This is a genomic window from Streptosporangium sp. NPDC002544, assembly GCF_040295965.1.
Lineage (GTDB): Bacteria > Actinomycetota > Actinomycetes > Streptosporangiales > Streptosporangiaceae > Streptosporangium.
Genome location: NZ_JBEOWJ010000002.1, coordinates 391702 through 407827, shown reverse-complemented (window position 1 = coordinate 407827; position 16126 = coordinate 391702). Strand labels below are relative to the sequence as shown.

The window sequence follows — 16126 nt, the reverse complement described above, 5'->3', positions numbered from 1 at the left end:
ACCGGTGGGTTATGGGCAGTTGAGATATACACGATGAGCCCTTTTCCATAACCCACGGGTTATGGAAAAGGGCTCATCTCCGCGAAAGGCGATCGACGCTCGTACGCCACCGGAAGGCACGGGAGGCCGAGCCCCCGTCATGTCCCCAGGCTCACCGGCGGACCATCGCGATGAGCCGGTCCAGCACGGTCTCGCCCGAGACCCTCAACCCGTCGTGGGCATACTCGTTGGTGATCCAGGAAGTCAGGTCACGCACCGTGCTCGCGGTGCGAAGGGAGCTGTCGCGGTCCACGTACAGGTCGTCGTGATAGATCACCGCCGCCACCGGAACGGTGTTGCCGCTCAGCCGGTCCAGGTCGTAGAGGCGCGGCCAGGACTCGCAGGCGGCCAGTGCCTCGGCGCAGGCCCGCAGCGGGACCAGCGCCGGGTCCTCGTCGAAGAACCACGGGAAGATCATCTCGCCGAAGAACCGGACGGGGCCGCCCTGCTCCACATCGAACTCGGGGAACTCGCCCAGCGCGCGGTGCGCGGCCCAGTTGGAGGCCCCGCCCTGGCAGTAGGACGCCTCGTGCAGCAGCGCGTACAGCGGGTGCTCGGCGTAGGAGACCAGCGCGTCCACCCGGCGCACGAAGACGTCGGACAGCTCCTTCTCACCGGCGAACGCCTCCTCCAGCAGATGGTGCAGTGTGTCGAACCTGCTCTCCGTGCCGAACGTGATCCCGAGGGTCTGGAAGCGCCGCGGGGTCAGCCGCTCCCCGCCGGGCAGGAACACCTCCTGCCGTTGCAGGTGGTCGGCCACCTGACGGGCGATCGCCAGGTCACCGGGATAGCGGGCGAAGAACCGCTCGTTGTGCGCCAGGACGCGGGGGTAGGCCGCCCGGTACACGTCCTCGGGCCGGTCGGCCAGCGGCGGCAGCCCACCCGCGATCATGACCTCGCGCAGCCCCTCGGGGGCCAGCGACAGGTAGGTCAGCGCGCAGAACCCGCCGAAACTCTGCCCCAGCAGGCTCCACGGCCGGTCCCCGAGAAGGCGCTCGCGAAGCAGTTCGGCGTCCCTGACGATGGCATCGGCCCGGAAATGGCGCAGGTAGGCGGCGGGGTCGTCGAGGCCGGCCAGGGTCTGCCGGTTGGCGGGAGTGCTGCGCCCGGTGCCGCGCTGGTCCAGCAGCAGCACCCGGTACTCCCTGGTGGCCCGGTGCAGCCACCCGACCGGCGAGCGGGGGGCACTGTGGCCGGGGCCGCCCTCCAGGTACAGCAGCCACGGCAGGTCGTCCCCCTGCCGCCCCGCCGCGACCACCTCCCGCGCGAACACCTCGATCGTCGCCCCGTCCGGGCTGGAGTGGTCCAGCGGGACGGTGATCGTGTGATCGGTGAAGACGAGGCCGGAACGGCGGTAGGTCACTGGCATAGGGGTTCCTTCGGAAGTAGGGATCATCGTCAACTGTGCGCCGAACGAGGGAACCGCGTCTTATCCCAGAGACATATAAATCCAGCGTTATGCCGCACTATATTTGGCCCATGCAGCTGGAGCTACGGCACCTTCGAGCGTTATGCACCATCGCCGGCGCGGGGAGTCTCAGCAAGGCGGCGGCCTCCCTGGGCGTCTCCCAGCCCGCCCTGACCGCCCAGCTGCACCGGATCGAGTCCACGCTCGGCGGCCAGGTCTTCCGGCGCAGCCGGTTGGGCGTGACACCGACCCCGTTCGGCCAGTTCGTGCTCACCCGGGCCAGGTCCGCGCTGCACACCGTGGACGAGCTGATGACAGGCGCCCTGCCGCCCAGCGGCCAGACGAGCGTCGCCCGCATCGGCGGCTACGCCAACCCCCTGTTCAGCGGCCTGCTGCGGCGGCTGTTCGAGGTCCCGGGGGCCTCGATCACCGTGCACACCGAGCACTCGCCCCGCCTGCTGCTGGATCTGCTGACCTCCCGGCGGCTGGACGCCGCGACCCTCATCGACTACCCCGGCCACGAGCTGGTCATCCCACCCTCGGTGGGCGTGCGTCCCATCGCCGTGGAACCCGTCTTCGTGGCGATGGCCGAGTCCCATCCCCTCGCGGTGCTGGAGGAGGTGCCGCTGGCGGAGCTGGCGGGCGACGACTGGGTGCTCTCGCCGCCGGACGGCGTCGGCTGGCCGGAGTGTTTCGTGACCGCCTGCCAGAACGAGGGCTTCGTCCCGAAGATGCCGTACATCATGATCGAGCCGATGATGATCCGTAATCTCATCGCCGAGAAGCATGCGATCTCGCCCTGCCAGGCCAGCTTCCCCGCAGGACCTGGGCTCGTGGTCCGCCCGCTCGCCGGATCACCGGTGTGGATCAGGCACCTGGCGGCCTGGCGCCGCGACGGCGCCCTCGCCCACCGGGCCGAGGAGCTGACGCGCCTCGCCACCGAGGCCCACCGCGAATCCCTCGAAAGTCAGCCGCACTACACCGCCTGGCGCGCCCGCCACCCGGCGGACCTTTGGCCGTGATCCCGTTGAACCGGCCGATACTCTCCCCCAGGGGAACGGATGAGCGAGATCACGGGCGTGCTCATCCGACGTCAGCCGCGCTCGTAGGGGATCTTCTCGCCCGCCTCGATCGCGACCGGCAGTCGGTTCTCCGCCGGCGGCAGCGGGCAGGTGGCGAAGTCGGTGTAGGCGCACGGCAGGTTCGTGGCCCGGTTGAAGTCCACGGTCACCTGGTTGCCGGCGTCGGGCACCCCCAGTTGCAGGACGCGGTTGGCGGCGTAGGTGGTCACGCCGGAGGTCGCGTCGGTGAACAGGGCGATCAGGCTGCCCGGCGCGTGGCCGTTGAACACCGTCAGGCTCAGCGTCTGCCCGTCGAGCTCGAACTCGACCCGCCCCGGCGCGTCGTAGACGTGCCGCAGCCCCTCCACCGCCGCCCCGACGTCCGTCGGCCGGGGCTCGTCGAACGGCACGTAGCGGCCGGCGACCAGCCAGCGCGGGTCCGGCGGGAAGGTCGGCGTGCCGGCGAACGCGACACGCAGCGGGTGGTCCGGGTGTCTCGGCCTGACGATGTCATGCCCGCCCCGCCTGGCCACCTCGATCACCGCGTCACCCCAGGTGGCATTGATCGCGCCGCGTTCGGGAATGAGGCCGAACACGTACCGGCCACGCACCGGCGTGCCGTCCACCACCAGTTCCTCCGCGTCTCCGAGGGTCACCACGACGCCCTCGCCGCCGGTCGACCATTCCCCCGGAGCATCCGGCAGGCGCTGCGGTTCAGAGGTCAGCCAGTGCAGGTTCGTGACGGCGAGGAACCCGTGGGGATCGGCCAGCACCACCTCGTGCCGGTGGTGCCAGTCCTGCCATTCCTGGACGTACGCGGTCGCGTCGATCACTTTGGCTGCCATGGCTGCTCCTCGAATGTCATGGAATTTTTCATACTATCCCTACCTCTTATATGGGTTTATGTCCAGTGCCCATCTTCAGGCGACCGACACGCACCCGCCACCGGATCACCACCGATCCACCCGACCCCTCGGCGCGCCGTGGCCTCCACCGGGCCGCCCGCCCGAACGCCTTGGAGCGGATCGCATCTCAACGATATTTTCCTTCATTGTCATTGATTTGAAAGTAAGTTTCTGCCAATGTCACGCTCGGCGCCTTCTTCTTCAGCCCCCCGGAGGTCCGCATGAGCACACCCACCCGACGTTCCGTCCTGCGCGGCCTGGCCCTGGCCGCGGGCGCGACGACTCTCCCCCTGTCGGCCCTCACCTCGACGCCCGCCTTCGCCGCCGGCAACGCCGACGGTCACGTCCCGCCGCTACGGCAGATGCGCGGGATGTGGATCGCCTCGGTGCTCAACATCAACTGGCCGTCGAAGCCCGGCCTGACCGTCGAGGCGCAGCAGGCCGAGTACCTGGCCTGGCTGGACCTCGCGCGGACCCGTCGGCTCAACTCGGTCTTCGTCCAGATCCGGCCGACCGCCGATGCCTTCTGGCCCTCGCCGCACGAACCGTGGTCGGAGTACCTGACCGGCGTTCAGGGCCAGGACCCGGGCTACGACCCGCTGGCCTTCTTGGTCGAGGAGACGCACCGGCGCGGCCTGGCCTTCCACGCCTGGTTCAATCCGTACCGCGTGTCGATGCAGCCGGACCCGGCCAAACTGCACCCCGAGCACCCGGGCCGCAGGAATCCGGACTGGATCGTCTCCTACGGCGGCAAGCTGTACTACAACCCGGGCATCCCCGCGGTGCGGGCGTTCGTGCAGGACGCGATGATGGACGCGGTCACCAGGTACGACATCGACGGCCTGCACTTCGACGACTACTTCTACCCGGTCAACACCACGGCCTTCGACGACGCCGCGGCCTTCGCGCGCTACGGCGCGGGCTTCCCCGATCTCGCCTCCTGGCGGCGCGACAACGTGGACCTGCTCGTCCGGGAGATGCAGCAGCGGGTACGGCAGGCCAAGCCGGAGGTCGCCTGGGGCATCAGCCCCTCGGGCATCTGGCGGAACAGGTCCACCGACCCCCTCGGCTCGGACACCGCCGGCAGCCAGTCGTACGACAACCTGCACGCCGACACCCGGGGCTGGGTCAGGAAGGGCTGGCTGGACTACATCGCACCGCAGATCTACTGGTACATCGGCCAGTCGAACGCCGACTACGCCAAGCTGATCCCCTGGTGGTCCGGCGTGGCGGCGGGCACCGACGTCCAGCTCTGGATCGGCCAGGCCGCCTACAAGGCCGGTGCCGCCGGGCAGCCCGCCCAGTGGTTCCAGCCGGACGAGCTTTCCCGGCACCTCACTCTCAACCGGGACAACCCCCAGGTCGGCGGCGACATCTGGTACAACTCCGGCGATGTACGTGAGGACCGGCTGGGCAGCGTCAGCACCGCCGTGACCGACCACTACACCCGCCCGGCCCTCGCCCCGCTGCTGCCGCGCCTCGCGGGCGGCCGGCCACCGCGCCGCCCGGTCCTGGCCACCGCGCACAAGGTGGCCGGTGGCGCCGAGTTGCACATCGTCGCCCCCGGAAGGGACGTCCCGTTCCAGTTCGCGGTCTTCAGGTTCGACCGGCAGGCCGGTCCCGGTGACTTCACCGACGCCCGCAACCTGGTCGCGGTCATCCCCGCGGGCCGCGACGTGCGCTGGGTGGACCCCGAGGGAGCCGGCGGCGCGCACTACCACGTGACGGCCGTGGACCGGGCGAACCGCCAGAGCGAGCCCAGCCACGGCCGCCGGGTCCGCTGACCCGGGTCACCGAGGATTCAAAAGAAGAAAGCCCAGATCGGCGATGCCGATCTGGGCTTTCCCGCAAGTGCGCCGCCAGGGACTCGAACCCCGGACCCGCTGATTAAGAGTCAGCTGCTCTAACCAACTGAGCTAGCGGCGCTTGAAGCTCTTGAAGGATAGCGCACATCGGGCAGGGCTTCGAAATCCGCGACGATCAGCGGCTAAGCTAGAACAACATTCGGTCCTGTACTGGGAGCACACATGTGGTTCGCCTCGCCCGCCGATGCCAGCGAGCGGCTCAGCGCCGTCGACTACCTCTCCGACGACTCCATCGCGACCTCGGTCTTCCTGGCGGGAGCGCTCGGCAAACCACTCCTCGCCGAGGGGCCGGCCGGTGTGGGCAAGACCCAGCTCGCCAAGGCCGTGGCGGCGGCGACCGGGGCGGAACTGGTCAGGTTGCAGTGCTACGAGGGGCTGGACGAGGCCAGGGCGCTGTACGAGTGGAACTACAAGAAGCAGCTGCTGCGCATCCAGGCCGGACAGGACGAGAGCTGGGACGCCACCCACGACGACATCTTCACCGAGGAGTTCCTGCTGGAGCGGCCACTGCTCGCGGCGATCCGCTCCCGGACGCCCACGGTCCTGCTGATCGACGAGACCGACAAGGCGGACGTCGAGGTGGAGGGGCTGCTGCTGGAGATCCTGTCCGACTACCAGGTCACCATCCCCGAGCTCGGCACGATCACCGCCGTACGCAGGCCCTACGTGGTGCTGACCTCCAACGCGACCCGCGAGCTCTCCGAGGCGCTGAAGCGGCGCTGCCTCTACCTGCACCTGGAATACCCGACGCCGGAGCGCGAGCGCGACATCGTGCTGGCCCAGGTGCCCACGATCACGACCGCCCTGGCCGAGCAACTCGCCCGTACGGTGGCCACCATGCGCGCCCTGGAGCTGAAGAAGGCGCCCTCGATCGCCGAGACGATCGACTGGGCCAACACCCTGATCGCGCTGGGCAGGACCGAGCTGGACGAGGCGGCGATCGGGGCCACCCTCGGCGTCGTGCTCAAGCACGCCTCCGACCAGACCCGGGCACGCAAGGAGCTGGCCCTGTGACCGGCGCGGAGCGCGCGGCCCACGGGGCGGGAGGCGGCAGGTGAGCCTGCTCGACCGGCACGTGGGGTTCGTGCACGCGCTACGCGAGGCGGGGCTGCCGGTGTCGCTGGCCGAGGGGCTGGACGCGGCCAGGGCACTGGAGGTGATCGACCTGACCGAGCGGGAGTCGCTGCGGGCCGCGTACGCCGCGACGCTGGTCAAGCGGCCCTCGCACCGGCCGGGCTTCGACACGCTGTTCGACCTGTGGTTCCCCTCCTCCACGACCGGCCTGCGGCCCTCGCACGAGGCCGAACCGGACCTGGAGACCGCCGAACTCCCCGAGCTGCGCGACAGGCTGGCCGAGCTGTTGCTGGGCGCCGAGGGGATGAACGAGTTCGCGCGGGCGATGGTGGAGCGCTTCGGCCGCCAGGTGGCGAGTCCCGGCAGGCAGAACTGGTTCTCCTACTCGGTGATGCGGGCGCTCTCCCCTGAGACGCTCATGGCGCGCCTGCTCGCCGAGGTCCTCGCCGGTCAGGAGCGCGGCGGGCTGGCCGAGAAGGTCGCCCGGCAGCGGATCGGCGAGAACACCAGGCGCTTCGAGGACGCCGTCTCCCGCGACGTGCGCCGCCGGATCGCCGAGGACTCCGGAATCGAGCGGATCGCCCGATCCTCGGTACGCCCGCCGCTGGAGCAGCTCGACTTCCTGCGGATCACCAAGGCCGACCTGGCCAGGCTCCGCAGGGAGGTGCACCCGCTCGCCCGGCGCCTCGCCGCCAGGCTGACCGTCAAGCACCGGCTCGGCCACCGCGGCCGCCTCGACTTCCGCAGGACCGTACGGGCCTCGCTGTCCAGCGGCGGGGTGCCGCTGACCACCTTCAACAGGCCGCGCCGCCCGCACAAGCCCGAACTGGTCGTGCTCTGCGACACCAGCGACTCGGTCGCCGCCTTCGCCCACTTCACCCTGCTGCTGACCTACGCGCTGCGCGAACAGTTCACCAAGGTCCGCGCGTTCGGGTTCGTGGACACGGTGGACGAGATCACCCGGTTCTTCGTGCCCGGCGCCGACGTGGCGGAGGCGATGACCCGGCTGGTGAGGGAGGCCGACATGGTGCGGTTCGGCCGGACCAACTACGGCCACGCGCTGGAGACGTTCGCCGAGCGGTACGGCGACGCCATCGGACCGAAGACGTCACTGCTGATCCTGGGCGACGCCCGGTCCAACTACCAGCCGCCCGCGCTGGAGACGCTGAGGCGGCTGACCAAGGACGCCCGGCACAGCTACTGGCTCAACCCGGAGCCGACCGCCCAGTGGGACACCGGCGACTCGGTGGCGACGGCGTACGGGGGGATCGTGCCCATGTACGAGTGCCGGAACGTCGCGCAGCTGGCGGCCTTCATCGAGGAACTCGCCTGAGCGGATTCCACCCGGCGACGGCGTTCGCGTTCACCGGTTCTCCGGGCGCGGTGGCTCGTACGGTCAGCTCATCCGGCGCAGCACCCGGGCCGCGGTCCTGGCGAGCACCTCCACCTGGGCGTCGTCGAAGTCCGCCCGCGGACCGTTCTTGATCCAGCGCGCGACCAGGCGGGGCTTGAGGAGGGTGAGCCCCTCCGCGGTGACCGACCGCCTGAGCTGCCCGCCGTGCACGGCGAGCAACGGCTCGATGGTGACCGGGATGCCCGTCTCGCGGGAGAGCACCTCGGCCAGTGACTCGGAGACCTCGACGAGCGCCTTCGCCGTTTTCGTGCCGTACTTCTCGCCGAGGAACAGCCGGTCGCCGTACCGGGCGATCTCGGTCTCCGGGTGCCAGGCCTCGTTGTCGACCACCCAGATGCCGCCGGGACCGATGACGAGGTGGTCGATCGAGGCCTTGCCCGGGATGGCCCGGCCGTCGAGGACGTGGTAGCCGGCCCTGCGCAGCCTGCGGCGGAGCAGCCTGCCGGTGATGGTCTCGCCCCTGCGCTTGCCTCGCCAGACGGCGGTGGCGTCGTACTCGCGCCAGGTCCAGAACGCGTCCGCGGCACCGACGAGCAGGCCGCACAGCAGCCCGAGGATCGGCGGGGACAGGTTGAACCGGTAGGCCAGCGCGACGCCCACCACCAGGCCGACCGCCGCCTTGACCCCGCGCATCTTCCTGCGATGGGCGACCTCCTTGAGCCAGAACTGCTCGTACATGACCTGGGGCGACAGGCCGTGAACCTGGTCGACTGGCGTCACGTAGATAGATCCGCCGGGCATGACGAACCCCCATGGCTCGATGCGGTCGTGAAAGAAAGTGGGGGGACCTGCCACACTGAAGATCCTTGGACTATGAAATACCCAATTTGGGGCTCCAGCTATCGTCCAATCGCGAAGGTGACGCAAGTAACACGTCTCCGTCAATCGGCCGCCTGCTTGACCAACCAGTCGGTACGCTTTCCCTCACCACACCATGGGGGACGCGCATGACTCAGGACCAGGAGCCGGTACGGCAGCGCCTGCTCAGCGAGGCCACCCGCCTCTTCGCCGAGCGGGGCTTCGAGGGCACGTCGGTGCAGGGAATCGTCTCGGCGGCCGGTGTCACCAAGGGCGCCATGTACCACTACTTCGATTCCAAGGACGACCTGCTCCGCGAGATCTACGGCCGGGTGCTGCGCATGCAGATGGAGCGGCTGACCCACTTCGCCGAGAGCTCAGGGCCGGTGGCCGAGCGCCTGCACACCGCCGCCGCGGACGTCGTGGCGACCACCGTGGAGAACCTGGACGACTCCAAGATCTTCTTCCGGTCGATGCACCTGCTCACGCCCGACATCCGCAAGGTCGTCCGCGCCGAGCGGCGCCGCTACCACGAGCGCTTCCGCGACCTGGTCATCGAGGGCCAGCAGGAGGGCACCTTCAGGAAGGACGTGCCCGCCGACATCGTCGTCGACTTCTTCTTCGGCTCCGTGCACCACCTGGGCACCTGGTACAACGCGGAGGGCCCGCTCTCGGGCGCGGAACTGGGGGCGCACTTCGCCGACCTGCTCCTCACCTCGCTTCGCCCGGAGCAGGCCCCCTTTACCAAGTAAGCCTTCCAGTTCACACCCGCTCGCGGGCCGGGCGGGGCAGGCCCGCGAGCGGGGAGAAGGTCAGGCGGGGGCGGGCAGGTCCGCGAGAGCCGCCACGGCCTCCCGGTGGGCGCCGGGGGTGCCGAGTGCGATCTCGGTCGCCTTGGCGCGCTTGAGATACAGGTGCACCGGGTGCTCCCAGGTCATCCCGATCCCGCCGTGCAACTGGACGCTCTCCTCGGCGACGTGCAGCGCCACCTCGGAACACCACGACTTGGCCACCGCCGCCGCCAGCTCGCGCTCACCGGCCGCCTCCACACCGTCGAGAGGCGAGAGCGGGTGCGAGGCCGTGGCCAGCAGGTCCGCGGCGTTCCTCGCGGCGGCGCGGGCACGCACCACGTCCAGCCACAGATCGGCCATCCGGTGCTTGATCGCCTGGAAGGACCCCACCGGGCGGGCGAACTGGTGACGCTCCTTGATGTAGGCGAGCGTCGTGCCCAGGCACCACTCGGCGACACCCAGCTGCTCGGAGGCGAGCAGCCCCGCGCCGAAGCTCAGCACGCTCCGCACGTCGAGCCTGCCGAGCGCCAGCCCGGGGGTGTCCGAGAACGTGACGGTGGCGATCGGCCGGGTCAGGTCCAGCGAGGGCAGCACGTCGACCCTGACGTTCTCCGCCTCCACCTGGTAGAGCGCCGTTCCGACGGGCACCAGCAGCACGTCCGCCACGTCCGCGCCGGCCACCGCCCTGACCTCCCCGTTCAGGAGCCCCTCGTCCGTGACGGTGACGGTCTCCGGCAGCGGCCGGTACGGCGAGGCCGCCAGCGACACCGCCAGTGCCGCCGTCGTCTCGCCCGAGGCGAGCTCCTGGATCAGGTCCTCCTCGCCGACGTTCAGCAGGGCCTTCGTGGCGAGCACCGAGCTGGTGAAGAACGGCAGCGGCGCCACCGCCCGCCCCAGCTCCTCCAGCACCACCGCGACCTCGCGCGCCGACGCCCCCGCCCCGCCGTAGTTCTCCGGCACGAGCAGGCCCGCCACCCCGATCTCCCGCGACAGCGTCTTCCACAGGTCCATGTCGTACGGCGCCTCGGACTCGACCCGCTTCAGCACGGCGTCGGCCGGGCAGCGGTCCGCGAGGAGGCCCCGTACGGAGGCGCGGAGCTCCTCCTCGACCTCGGTGTAGAGCAGTGTCACCGGTCGCTCACCACTTTCGCGTCGTACGTCATCGGGGCAGGTCCTTCCAGGGCACGTCCTTGTCGACGCGGGGTTCCGAGGGCAGGCCGAGCACGCGCTCGGCGACGATGTTGCGCAGGATCTCCGAGGTGCCGCCCTCGATGGAGTTTCCCTTGGCGCGCAGGTAGCGGTATCCGGAACCCCGGCCGACGAAGTCGACGCCTTCGGAGCGGCGGAAGGTCCAGTCGTCGTAGGCCAGGCCCTCCTCGCCGCGCAGCTCGACCTCCAGCCCGGACAGGGCCTGGTTGAGCGAGGCGAAGGCGAGCTTCATACCGGAACCCTCGGGGCCCGGCTGCCCGGCGGACAGCTGCTCGCGCAGCCGCGTCCCGGCCAGGCGGGTCACCTCCGCCTCCACCCACAGGCGCAGCAGCCGCTGGTGCAGGTCGTGGGTGCGCAGCTCGGGCCGGGTGCGCCAGGCTTCGGCGACCAGGCCGACCATGCCGCCGCCCCGTTTGACCGGCGCGCCGCCGATGGCGACCCGCTCGTTCATGAGCGTGGTCTGCGCGACCCGCCAGCCGTCGCCGATCTCTCCCAGCCGCAGGTCGTCGCCGAGCCGTACCCCGGTGAGGAAGACCTCGTTGAACTCGGCCTCGCCGGTGATCTGCCGCAGCGGCCTGACTTCGACCCCGGGGGCGTGCATGTCGCACACGAAGTAGGTGAGCCCCCGGTGCTTGGGCAGGTCCACGTCGGTCCTGGCGACCAGGATCGCCCACCGGGAGTGGTGGGCACCGGAGGTCCACACCTTCTGCCCGTCGACGACCCACTCGTCCCCGTCCCTGACCGCGCGGGTGCCGAGCGTGGCCAGGTCGGAGCCGGCGCCGGGCTCGCTGAAGAGCTGGCACCAGATCTCCTCGCCCGTCCACAGCGGGCGCAGGAACCGGCTGCGCTGCTCGTCGGTGCCGAACGCCAGGATCGTGGGCGCGGCCATCCCCAGCCCGATCGTCTGCAGCCCGGGGTTGATCTGCGGCGTCCCCGCGAGCTCGTGCTCCACCACGTGCTGCAGTTCGCGGGCGGCCCCGAGCCCGCCGAGCCCCTCGGGGAAGTGCACCCAGGCCAGCCCGGCGTCGAACCTGGCCCGCAGGAACTCCAGCCGATCCCCCGCGGGGTCGTGCGCGGCCAGGAACGCGACAGCGCGCTCCCTGACCGCCTCTTCGTCCAGCGCCACGAACGCTCCCTTCGTCGATCTTCATCGATTCGGGTGCCCGGTGACCCCGGGCCCCCTGGCACCGCCCGCAGTCCCGGCACGCGGGAGGGAGAACGGCGAGGTCAGGTCATGTGCTTCTCAAAAGATCCTCAGCGCCCGGCGACCCGGGCCGCGAGCACCGGATGGGCGAACTCGTCCATGACGTCGAGCGGCCGCCCCCGCGACTGCTCGGTCCCGGCGTGGAACGCGAAATCCATGGGATCTCCTCACGGTCTTTCGAGAGTGTACCGACCAGACGGTACGCCTGTCGACACACCCGGCAATGCCGAAATTCACGGGATCCCCGTTCCGCGACGGGAGGTGGCGGGACGTGACGGGACCCCCGAGTGGTCCCCGGGAAGAGCCGCCGAGTGGACCTTCGGACAGGTCCACCCGGAGCCTTAAAGTCCCTTCCATGACCGCGCAGATGCCCGCTCCCCTCACCCTCGAAGACGACACCGTACGGCTGGAACCGCTGACCGGCGACCACATCCCCGACCTGTTCCTGGCCGGTGGCGGCGACGACGAGGTGTGGCGCTGGATGCCCGCCCCCACCCCGCGCACCGAGGCCGAGCTGGCCCGGATCGCGGCGCGGCTGGTCGGGGCACCGAACTACGTGCCGTTCGCGGTGGTGCCGAGGGAGACCGGCCGGGCGGTCGGCTGGACCACCTACATCGACACGCCCGGGTACGCCGACAGCATCGAGATCGGCTGGACCTGGTACGGCAGAACCGTGTGGCGCTCCGCGGTGAACACCGCGTGCAAGATCCTGCTGATCGACCACGCCTTCGACAAGCTGGGCGTGAACCGGGTGCAGCTCAAGACCGACAACCTGAACATCCGCTCGCAGAACGCGATCAGGCGCATCGGCGGCGTTCATGAGGGCACCCTGCGCCGCCAGCGCCGCCGCGCCGACGGCACCTGGCGCGACACCGTCTATTTCAGCATCCTGGACGACGAGTGGCCCGCCCACCGCGCCCGCCTCACCGGCCCGGCCCGCTGAACGCCTCTCGAACCGGCCCATCCGGTCTTCCGAACTTCCCCTGACCCTCGAACCTTTCGGACCCCGGACCTCTCCGGTTTCCGCGACGCTTCGGCCGAGCCCTACGGGCCTTCCCGTCCGAGCATGCCGCGCAGGAGTTCCCCGACCCCCAGGCGGAGGTCGTCCAGGGTCGGTTCGGCTCCGGCGCCGACGATGGCGTCGAACATGACGCCCTCGCCGAAGGCGACGAGCTGGCGCCCGTGCCGTACCGGGTCGGGCGACCCCGCGGCGGCGAGGATCGCGACGGCGGGGTCACGGAAGCGCTCGCCCGCCCTGTCATAGATGGTGCGCAGCTCGGGACGGCGGGTGGCCTCAAGGGCCAGCTCGTAGCGGGCGACCGTCCGGCGGCGGCCGACGGTCAACTGCGACCAGAGCAGCTGTGCCGTCATCTCGGTGAGCACGTCGACCGCGTCCAGCCCCGGTTCGCCGAGGATCGGCGCGAACATGGCGGACTCCAGCCGGGTGAGCCGGTCGAGGGCCAGCTCCAGCAGCGCGGACCGGGTGCGGGCCAGGTTGGAGGTGGACCCCGGCGGTAGCCCCGCCGCCTCGTCCACGGCCCGGTGGGTCAGGCCGCGCATCCCCCGCTCCACGAGCAGGTCGATGGCGGTGTCGGCGATGAGCTCGGCTCGCTGGGACTTCACCCTCGAATACTACATTTGTAGTTTAACTACGGGCGTAGTAAGTTCCACTACATCCGTAGTAAAGGAGAGGGTCATGGCACACGCGGCGGTCATCGGAGCGGGCATCGGCGGGCTGACGGCGGCGGTGGCGTTACAGCGGCGGGGCTGGCAGGTCACGGTCTTCGAGCGGGCCGCGTCCCTGGAGCCGGTCGGCTCCGGCCTGGCCGTGGCCGCCAACGCGCTCAGGGCGCTCGACACGATCGGGGCCGGCGACGAGATTCGCCGGCTGTCGGCGATCCAGGGCACGGGCGGCCTCCGGCGCTCCGACGGCAGGTGGATGGTGAGGACCAGCGCGGAGGCCGCCTCCGCGCGCAACGGCGGCGACTCCGTGGTGCTGCTGCGCCGCGCGGATCTGGTCGACGCGCTCTCCTCGCGCCTCGAAACCGGTACGGTCCGGCTGAACACCGAGGTCACCCGGATCGACCCGGACAGCGGCCTGGTGACCTTCGCCGGCGGGCGGACGGAGGCGGACCTGGTGGTCGGAGCCGACGGCATCCACTCCCCCGTCAGGTCCACGCTGTTTCCGGCCCACCCCGCCCCGAGCTACTCGGGCGTCACCGCCTGGCGGCTGCTCGTCCCCGCCGCGGGCGTACCCGGCCAGGCCTACGAGAGCTGGGGGCGCGGAAAGGTCTTCGGGGTCATGCCGCTGGCCGGGGACACGACCTACTGCTACGCCACCGACACCGTCCCCGCGGGCGGTGGCGGCGGGGACCAGCCGGCCGAGCTGCGCCGGTTGTTCGGAGACTGGCACTCCCCGATCCCGGAGCTGCTCGCCGCCGCCACGCCGGAGCGGGTGCTGCGGAACGACGTCCACCACCTCACCACCCCGCTGCCCGCCATGCACCGCGGCAGGGTCGCACTGTTGGGCGACGCCGCGCACGCCATGACCCCCAACCTGGGCCAGGGTGCCTGCCAGGCGATCGAGGACGCGGTGGTGCTGGCCCACGTGGTCGGCGACGGCACGGGCGCCGTGTCCTTTGACGGGGACGACGTGCTGGCCGGCTACACCGCCGCCCGGCTGGAGCGCACCTCCGGGATCGTGGCCCGGTCCGCCGCGATCTGCCGCGTCACCCGGATGCGCAACCCGCTGGCCGTGCGGCTGCGCGACACGATGACGGCGCTCAGCTGGCGGCTCGCCCCCTCGCGCGTGAACGGCGCGATGGACGAGGTGCTCGGCTGGACACCGCCCTCCCGGTGACCCGGCGCGGGACGGCTACGGCGAGACCGTCGCCTGCTCGCGCACCGAGGCCGGAACCCCTTGGTCCGGGGAGAGTTTCCCCAGGACGATCGTCCCCCAGACGACCAGCGCACCCGCGAAGAGCGCGGGAACCACGTTCAGCCAGCCGGTGGGCACCGCCTCGTCGAGCAGGAGCACACCGGCGAGGATCGAGGTGATCGGGTCGACCACCTGCACCGCCGCGTAGGAGATGCCGAAGTAACCCACCTCGTAGGTCTTCTGCAGCAACACGACCGCGCAGACGAGCAGCACCGGGATGGCGACCGTGAACCAGCTGAGCAGCGTGCCGAAGTCGCCGCCGAAGTTGCCGCCCACCACCCGGACGAAGGTGGAGACGCTGGCGGTCATCGCTCCGGCGGCGACCGACAGCATGAGCGCCTTGGCCGAGCCGCCCATCTTCCGCCCCAGCAGATGGGTCGCCAGGATGACCAGCCCGACGCAGCCGAGGAAGCCCAACGCCTCCTGGTTCGTCATGTGCGGTTTCACCGGGTGCACGGGAACCAGCAGCAGCAGGCCGAGCAGCCCGACGGCCACCGCGATCGAACCACTGATCTCCGCCCGGTGCGGGCGTCTGCCGTGCAGTATCGCCGCCAGCGGCACCGCGAACACCAGTGTCGCCACGCTGATCGGCTGCACAGCTATCAGCGGCGCGAAGCTGAGGGCGACGGCGTGCAGGGACGCCCCGGTGAACCCGATGACACCGCCGATCCACCAGCGGGGCCGCCTCATCAGCTTCAGCGAGGCGCCCTCGGAGACCGCCTCGAACTGCTGGAGCGCGGCCCCCAGGGCGTAGCCCAGCGCGCCGACCAACGCGATCGATATCCCGACCCAGGTCATCGCCACCCCGCGGAGCGAACAGGGCATCTGGGAGGAAGCGCTTCTTGGGTCACCCCGCAAGCTTAGAGCGCGAGACGAACGGGTAGAGACTTGCGCCGCCTCTCATCCCACCCGGCGACGGGCCGCCCGGTGCGATGACCGCCCACGCTCGCCGGGTTCGACAGCGGAGGGCTTCAGGGACGACCTACTGGTCGCCCATCGGGCAGACACAGAACAGGTGGCCCTCGGGGTCGGCGAGCACCACCCACTTTCCCTCGCCCGGCTGGAAGGCGGGCCTGGTGGCCCCGAGCTCCAGGTAGTCCCGGACCGCCGTCTCCACGTCGGCGACGCGGACGTCCAGGTGGAACTGCTTGTCGGGGCCGGGCCAGGCGGCGGGCTTGCGGTCGAGGTTCTGCTGAAAGTAGACGGTCATCGTGCCGTCGCCGATACCGGCGTAGGTGTCCTCCGCGTACTGCACCTGGTAGCCGAAGACGGCCGCGTAGAACTCGGCCAGTCGCCTGGGCTCGGCGCAGTCTATGTTCACGGCGAGGAATTTCGCTGTCATGGTCATGGCACGATCGTCCCGCCCGTACCTGTCAGCTGCTGTCAGGTTTACCGATCGATTCCCGGCGAAAACCCGCGG

The 16126-nt window shown here is 70.5% G+C and carries 15 protein-coding genes and 1 tRNA gene; 7 read left to right on the top strand and 9 right to left on the bottom strand.

What is annotated here, in order from left to right:
• Window positions 1–151: 151 nt before the first annotated feature.
• Window positions 152–1408, bottom strand: coding sequence for an alpha/beta fold hydrolase (locus ABT061_RS04650; protein WP_350912630.1), 1257 nt, complete (start codon window positions 1406–1408; stop codon window positions 152–154).
• 110 nt (window positions 1409–1518) lie between these two features.
• Between ABT061_RS04650 and ABT061_RS04645 the strand changes: the two genes are divergently transcribed.
• Window positions 1519–2469: a LysR family transcriptional regulator gene (locus ABT061_RS04645; RefSeq protein ID WP_350912627.1), complete on the top strand. Its 951-nt coding sequence runs from the start codon at window positions 1519–1521 to the stop codon at window positions 2467–2469.
• A gap of 71 nt (window positions 2470–2540) precedes the next feature.
• Here ABT061_RS04645 and ABT061_RS04640 read toward each other — a convergent pair whose 3' ends face one another.
• Window positions 2541–3353 carry a DUF1684 domain-containing protein gene (locus ABT061_RS04640; protein WP_350912625.1) on the bottom strand — a complete coding sequence of 271 codons (813 nt, stop codon included), beginning with the start codon at window positions 3351–3353 and terminating at the stop codon, window positions 2541–2543.
• 281 nt (window positions 3354–3634) lie between these two features.
• On the opposite strand from ABT061_RS04640, the gene ABT061_RS04635 reads away from it, so the two are divergent.
• Window positions 3635–5197 carry a glycoside hydrolase family 10-like protein gene (locus tag ABT061_RS04635; protein ID WP_350912623.1) on the top strand — a complete coding sequence of 521 codons (1563 nt, stop codon included), beginning with the start codon at window positions 3635–3637 and terminating at the stop codon, window positions 5195–5197.
• A 68-nt stretch (window positions 5198–5265) separates the two neighbouring features.
• On the opposite strand, the gene ABT061_RS04630 is transcribed toward ABT061_RS04635, so the two are convergent.
• Window positions 5266–5339: transfer RNA gene (locus tag ABT061_RS04630), tRNA-Lys, on the bottom strand.
• A gap of 101 nt (window positions 5340–5440) precedes the next feature.
• Between ABT061_RS04630 and ABT061_RS04625 the strand changes: the two genes are divergently transcribed.
• Both ABT061_RS04625 and ABT061_RS04620 read left to right on the top strand, forming a co-directional pair.
• A complete protein-coding gene (locus ABT061_RS04625; RefSeq protein WP_350912622.1) occupies window positions 5441–6292 on the top strand; it encodes an AAA family ATPase in 852 nt (283 codons plus the stop codon).
• A gap of 40 nt (window positions 6293–6332) precedes the next feature.
• Window positions 6333–7685, top strand: a complete 1353-nt coding sequence (locus tag ABT061_RS04620) for a vWA domain-containing protein (protein WP_350912620.1) — start codon at window positions 6333–6335, stop codon at window positions 7683–7685.
• Window positions 7686–7748: 63 nt separating this feature from the next.
• On the opposite strand, the gene ABT061_RS04615 is transcribed toward ABT061_RS04620, so the two are convergent.
• Window positions 7749–8561 (bottom strand): nuclease-related domain-containing protein, encoded by an 813-nt coding sequence (locus ABT061_RS04615; RefSeq protein WP_350912618.1) that lies wholly within the window; start codon window positions 8559–8561, stop codon window positions 7749–7751.
• Between the two features lie 152 nt (window positions 8562–8713).
• Here ABT061_RS04615 and ABT061_RS04610 point away from each other — a divergent pair, with 152 nt between their 5' ends.
• On the top strand, window positions 8714–9316 hold the full coding sequence (locus tag ABT061_RS04610; protein WP_350912616.1) for a TetR/AcrR family transcriptional regulator: 603 nt from the start codon (window positions 8714–8716) through the stop codon (window positions 9314–9316).
• Window positions 9317–9376: 60 nt separating this feature from the next.
• Here the strand turns inward: ABT061_RS04610 and ABT061_RS04605 are convergent, their stop codons facing one another.
• On the bottom strand, window positions 9377–10486 hold the full coding sequence (locus ABT061_RS04605; protein ID WP_350912614.1) for an acyl-CoA dehydrogenase family protein: 1110 nt from the start codon (window positions 10484–10486) through the stop codon (window positions 9377–9379).
• 28 nt (window positions 10487–10514) lie between these two features.
• On the bottom strand, window positions 10515–11690 hold the full coding sequence (locus ABT061_RS04600; protein ID WP_502991349.1) for an acyl-CoA dehydrogenase family protein: 1176 nt from the start codon (window positions 11688–11690) through the stop codon (window positions 10515–10517).
• Window positions 11691–12123: 433 nt separating this feature from the next.
• Here ABT061_RS04600 and ABT061_RS04595 point away from each other — a divergent pair, with 433 nt between their 5' ends.
• Window positions 12124–12711, top strand: a complete 588-nt coding sequence (locus ABT061_RS04595) for a GNAT family N-acetyltransferase (RefSeq protein ID WP_350912612.1) — start codon at window positions 12124–12126, stop codon at window positions 12709–12711.
• A 101-nt stretch (window positions 12712–12812) separates the two neighbouring features.
• On the opposite strand, the gene ABT061_RS04590 is transcribed toward ABT061_RS04595, so the two are convergent.
• Complete coding sequence (locus ABT061_RS04590; protein ID WP_350912609.1) at window positions 12813–13391, bottom strand: TetR/AcrR family transcriptional regulator; 579 nt, start codon at window positions 13389–13391, stop codon at window positions 12813–12815.
• Between the two features lie 73 nt (window positions 13392–13464).
• On the opposite strand from ABT061_RS04590, the gene ABT061_RS04585 reads away from it, so the two are divergent.
• Complete coding sequence (locus tag ABT061_RS04585) at window positions 13465–14628, top strand: FAD-dependent oxidoreductase (RefSeq protein ID WP_350912607.1); 1164 nt, start codon at window positions 13465–13467, stop codon at window positions 14626–14628.
• 15 nt (window positions 14629–14643) lie between these two features.
• On the opposite strand, the gene ABT061_RS04580 is transcribed toward ABT061_RS04585, so the two are convergent.
• Both ABT061_RS04580 and ABT061_RS04575 read right to left on the bottom strand, forming a co-directional pair.
• Window positions 14644–15531: a DMT family transporter gene (locus tag ABT061_RS04580; RefSeq protein ID WP_350912605.1), complete on the bottom strand. Its 888-nt coding sequence runs from the start codon at window positions 15529–15531 to the stop codon at window positions 14644–14646.
• A gap of 157 nt (window positions 15532–15688) precedes the next feature.
• The gene (locus ABT061_RS04575) at window positions 15689–16054 is read right to left on the bottom strand and encodes a VOC family protein (protein WP_350912603.1); all 366 of its coding nucleotides are present in this window, start codon (window positions 16052–16054) and stop codon (window positions 15689–15691) included.
• Window positions 16055–16126: the final 72 nt, after the last annotated feature.